Origin of the sequence: Streptomyces sp. XM83C (assembly GCF_023072675.1) — a bacterium.
In the GTDB taxonomy this organism is placed as follows: Bacteria; Actinomycetota; Actinomycetes; order Streptomycetales; family Streptomycetaceae; genus Streptomyces; species Streptomyces thermocoprophilus.
The window spans coordinates 1-4,903 of record NZ_JALLGL010000391.1 but is presented as its reverse complement, the minus strand read 5'-3'; the positions used below and the strand labels follow the sequence as shown (position 1 = coordinate 4,903).

3 protein-coding genes are annotated in these 4,903 nt (G+C 73.5%); 2 read left to right on the top strand and 1 reads right to left on the bottom strand.

The window, feature by feature from the left end; genetic code table 11:
* The coding region (locus MTQ10_RS27840) for a TetR/AcrR family transcriptional regulator (protein WP_247473049.1) at positions 1–584 on the top strand (584 nt) is incomplete at its 5' end.
* 171 nt (positions 585–755) lie between these two features.
* Here the strand turns inward: MTQ10_RS27840 and MTQ10_RS27835 are convergent.
* The gene (locus MTQ10_RS27835; RefSeq protein ID WP_247473048.1) at positions 756–1,232 is read right to left on the bottom strand and encodes a universal stress protein; all 477 of its coding nucleotides are present in this window, start codon (positions 1,230–1,232) and stop codon (positions 756–758) included.
* An 88-nt stretch (positions 1,233–1,320) separates the two neighbouring features.
* Between MTQ10_RS27835 and lysX the strand changes: the two genes are divergently transcribed.
* Positions 1,321–4,605, top strand: a complete 3,285-nt coding sequence (gene lysX / locus MTQ10_RS27830; RefSeq protein ID WP_247473046.1) for a bifunctional lysylphosphatidylglycerol synthetase/lysine--tRNA ligase LysX — start codon at positions 1,321–1,323, stop codon at positions 4,603–4,605.
* Positions 4,606–4,903: the final 298 nt, after the last annotated feature.

Sequence of the window (4,903 nt, the reverse complement as noted above, 5' to 3'; positions counted from 1 at the left end):
CACGCTTCCTCCATCGCGGCTCCGTCGGCCGCCGGGACGCCGAGGCGACCAAGGCGGCCATCCTGCGCGCCGCACGCTATCTGCTCGCCCGCCACGCCCACGCCGACATCACGCTCAAGGCCGTCGCCGAGCGCGCCGGGGTCAGCCCGCCTCTGGTCGTGAAGTACTTCGGAAACAAGGACGCCGTCTTCGCACGCGTGATGTCCTTCGAGGAGGACGCCGCGGGCCTCCTCGATGCCCCCCTGGACGACCTGGGCCGGCACATGGTCCGGCACATCCTGCTCAGCCTGCGCGAACGCGGCACCGCCCCCCTGCTGCGCATCGCGTTCGCCCCGCTGCAGGGCGACCACGGCGACGTGCTGCGCGACAACTTCCGCGCCCAGGTCGTCGGCGCGCTCGCCGCGCGTCTGCCGGGCCCCGGCGCCGGACTGCGCGCCGAACTCGCCCTGGCCGCGCTGGTCGGACTCGGCACGATGTTCGGCATCGCCCGCGCAGAGGACCTCAGGGCCACGCCCGTCGAGGACGTCGTCGAACGCTACGGCCCCGTCGTACAGGCGCAGCTGACGGGCCCGCCGGCCGCCTGACCCGGCCACGCCGGGGACCCGTGGCGCCGGAGTCGGTCGCTCCGGGAACCGCGGGCGCCGCGCCGCCGGGAAACACAGGCCCCGGTCACCCCGGGAACCGCGGGCGCCGCGCCCGCCGGGAACCACCGCGAGCGGCGCCGGTCCCGTCGGGCTCCGCACACCCCACGCCGTCTACGGCACCACCGTCACCGGCCACCGCCCCGCCTTCACCAGCCGGATCGCCACCGATCCGACGAACCGGTGCCCCGCCTGCTCCGAGGCGCCCACCACCACCGCGTCCGCCTTCAGTTCGTCGGCGGCCTGCACCAGACCGCTGTACGGGTCCCCGCGGAAGGTGTGGAACTCCCACCGCACATCGAATATCCCCTTCACCCGTTCGGCTGCCGAACGGATGTGCTGGACGAGGCTTTCCGCGATCTCGTCCGTGGTCTCCGCCACCGGCACCCCCAGCGCCGCACCCGCCGCCATCACCGGCTGCACGTACACGACGGCCAGCAGGGCCCGCTGCCGCCGCGCCAGCCCGCCCGCGTACGCGGCGGCACGCAGCGACGAGTCGGAACCGTCCACCCCGACCACGATCACCTTCGGCCCGTCCGTGCCCCGCTCGAACTGATGAGAGTCGAACTGGTGAGAGTGCTGTTCCGTCACGTGCCGAGGCTATCGGAGCCGCCCCTCCGCAGATCCCCCCGGTCGGCTCGACGGGCGAGGAGCCGTGGACCTTCCTACAGTCGGATGCATGAGTGCCACCGTGGAAGCCGCCGCGGGACGGGGCACCCCCGGGCCGACACGGCCGCCCGGACGTGGCTTCCTCAGCCGGGTCCCCGAAGGGTTCGCCACCTTCTTCGGAGCCCTCGCGCTGCTCTGCGTCCTGCTGGCGCTGATACCGCCGCTGCGCCGTCTGCTGCGCCCGGTCGTGCACGCCCTGGACGTCGTCATCGTCCCCGTCAGCGCCAACCTCGCCTACGCCGTCTTCCTGTTCCTGCTCGCCGGCGCCACCGCCGCCCGCAAGAAGGTCGCCTGGTGGCTGGTCGTCGTCTACCTCGGCCTGCTGGTGCTCGTCGACATCCTCGGCGTGGTGGCCGGCTACTACGCCGACTCCCTGCCCTCACTGATCGTCTGTGGCCTCGCCCTCGGCCTGCTCGTCGTCGCACGGCGCGAGTTCTACGCCGCCTCCCGCCGCGCCGCCGTACGCCGCGCCGTCGGTGTGCTGCTGCTCGGGCTGGGCCTGTCCGTCCTCGTCGGCTGGGGACTCGTCGAACTGTTCCCCGGCACCCTGCCCGCCGGGCAGCGCCTCGGCTGGGCCGCCAACCGCGTCCTCGGCGGACTCGTCGACGCAGGCTCCTTCGACGGCCGCCCGCCACGCGCCCTGTTCTTCCTGCTGGGCCTGTTCGGCGCGCTCGCCCTGCTGAACGCCGCAGCCACCCTGTTCCGCTCCCAGCGCCTGGAGGCCGCCCTCCACGACGACGAGGAACTGCGCATCCGCGCCCTCCTCGGCCGCTACGGCGACCAGGACTCCCTCGGCTACTTCGCCACCCGCCGCGACAAGGCCGTCGTGTTCTCGCCCAGCGGCAAGGCCGCCATCACCTACCGCGTCGAGGCCGGCGTGTGCCTCGCCAGCGGCGACCCCGTCGGCGACCGGGAGGCCTGGCCGCACGCCATCGACGCCTGGCTCGGCATCGCCCGCGCCTACGCCTGGGTACCGGCCGTGATGGGCGCCTCCGAGGACGGCGCCACCGCCTACGCCCGCGCCGGCCTCGGCGCCCTCCAGCTCGGCGACGAGGCCATCGTGCACGTCGCCCGCTTCGACCTGAACGGCCGCGACATGCGGGTCGCCCGGCAGGCCGTCCACCGGGTGCGCCGCACCGGCGCCACCTGCCGTATCCGCCGCCACGCCGCCCTCACCGACACCGAGATGGAGGAGATCGTCCGCAAGGCCGACGCCTGGCGCGACACCGAGACCGAACGCGGCTTCTCCATGGCCCTGGACCGGCTCGGCGACCCCGCCGACGGCGACTGCCTCCTCGTCGAGGCGTTCGACAGCGAAGGCCGCCTCCTCGCCCTGCTGTCCTTCGTGCCGTGGGGCCGCGACGGCATCTCCCTGGACCTGATGCGCCGCGACCGGGACGCCGCGCCCAACGGCGTCATGGAGTTCATGGTCGCCGAACTGTGCGCCGCCGCGCCCAAGCTGGGCGTGCGCCGCATCTCCCTGAACTTCGCCGTGTTCCGCTCCGTCTTCGAGGAGGGCGCCCGCATCGGCGCCGGGCCCGTGCTGCGGATGTGGCGCCGGCTGCTGCTGTTCCTGTCCAAATGGTGGCAGCTGGAGGCCCTCTACCGGTCCAACGCCAAATACCGCCCCGAGTGGTACCCGCGCTTCCTGTGCTACGGCGACGCCGCCGCCCTCGCCCGCATCGGCCTCGCCTCCGGGATCGCCGAGGGCTTCGTCTCCGTACCCTCCCTGCGCAGACTCCGCGGCCACGGGCATCCCAAAGGCGCGCGACGGCCCGCCACCACCGAGGGTCTGCCCCCGCTGTCCGCGCTCGGTCTCGCCGGAGGGGACGAGACCGGGCCCGCCGACGCCCACCCGGGCCTGCCGGAACAGGTCCGCGTCCGCCACCGCACCCTCGACCGGCTGCGCGCCGAGGGCATCGACCCCTACCCGGTCGGCGTCCCGGCCCGCACCCACACCCTCGCCGAGGTCCGCGAGGGCGACCGGGTCACCGTCGCGGGCCGGATCATGCTGGCCCGCGACTTCGGCGGGATCGTCTTCGTCGTCCTGCGCGACTGGTCCGGCGACCACCAGCTCGCCCTCACCCGCGACGACACCGGCGAACCCGCCCTCGCCCGGTTCCGCGCCGACACCGACATCGGCGACCACATCACCGCGACCGGCCGGGCAGGCCGCAGCCGCAAGGGCGAACCCACCGTGTTCGTCACCTCCTGGCAGCTCACCGCCAAATGTCTGCGCCCCCTGCCCGACAAACGCCGCGGCCTCACCGACCCCGAGGCCAAGGTCCGGATGCGCTACCTCGACCTCGTCACCAGCCCCGCCGCCCGGGACGTGGTCCGCGCCCGCTCCACCGCCGTCCAGGCCCTGCGCCAGGGCCTGCTGGAGCGCGGCTACCTGGAGGTCGAGACACCGATGCTCCAGCAGATCCACGGCGGCGCCAACGCCCGCCCCTTCACCACCCACATCAACGCCTACGACCTCGACCTGTACCTGCGCATCGCCCCCGAGCTGTATCTGAAGAGGCTGTGCGTCGGCGGGCTGGAGAAGGTCTTCGAGATGGGCCGCACCTTCCGCAACGAGGGCGTCTCCTACAAGCACAACCCCGAGTTCACAATGCTGGAGGCCTACCAGGCGCACGCCGACTACGACGTGATGCTCGACCTCACCCGCGAACTCATCCAGGGCGCCGCCGTCGCCGCGTTCGGCCGGCCCGTCGCCCACAAGGACGGCGAGGAGCACGACATCTCCGGCACCTGGCCCGTCAAGACCGTGTACGGCGCCATCTCCGAGGCCCTCGGCGAGGAGATCGACCCCGGCACCGACCTGGCCCGGCTGCACCTGCTGTGCGACCGGGCCGACGTGCCGTACACCGCCGACGACGGCCACGGCGACGTCGTACTGGAGATGTACGAGCGGCTCGTCGAGGAGCGGACGAAGCTGCCCACCTTCTACAAGGACTTCCCGACCGACGTCTCCCCGCTCACCCGGCAGCACCGCACCGACCCGCGGCTCGCCGAACGCTGGGACCTGGTGGCCTTCGGCACCGAACTGGGCACCGCCTACTCGGAGCTGACCGACCCCGTGGAGCAGCGCCGCCGCCTCACCGCCCAGTCCCTGCTGGCCGCCGGCGGCGACCCCGAGGCGATGGAACTCGACGAGGACTTCCTCGACGCCCTCGAATACGCGATGCCGCCCACCGGCGGACTCGGCATCGGCGTCGACCGGCTCGTCATGTTCCTCACCGGCCTGACGATCCGTGAGACGCTGCCCTTCCCGCTGGTCCGCCGCCGCTGACCGGACGCCGACCGGATGGGGCCGTACGGGCCGGGGATGCCCCGGCTGCTTGGGCCGCTCGGGTGAGTTCCCGCCGCCGCACCGGTGTCGTTGTGGTGCGCCGCCCGTCCGAGGGGCGAGGCATGACTCATGAAGAAGGATCAGTTGTTCACGCGTCGCCGCGCGTTGCTCACGGGCGCCCTCGCCGCGGGGGCGGCCGGAACCGCCGGGGTGTTCGCCCTCGGCACCGGCGGCACCTCGAAGGCCCCGGCCCCGCCCGCCGCCGGTGCCGAGGGCGAACACCCCGGCGGTTCCGGCC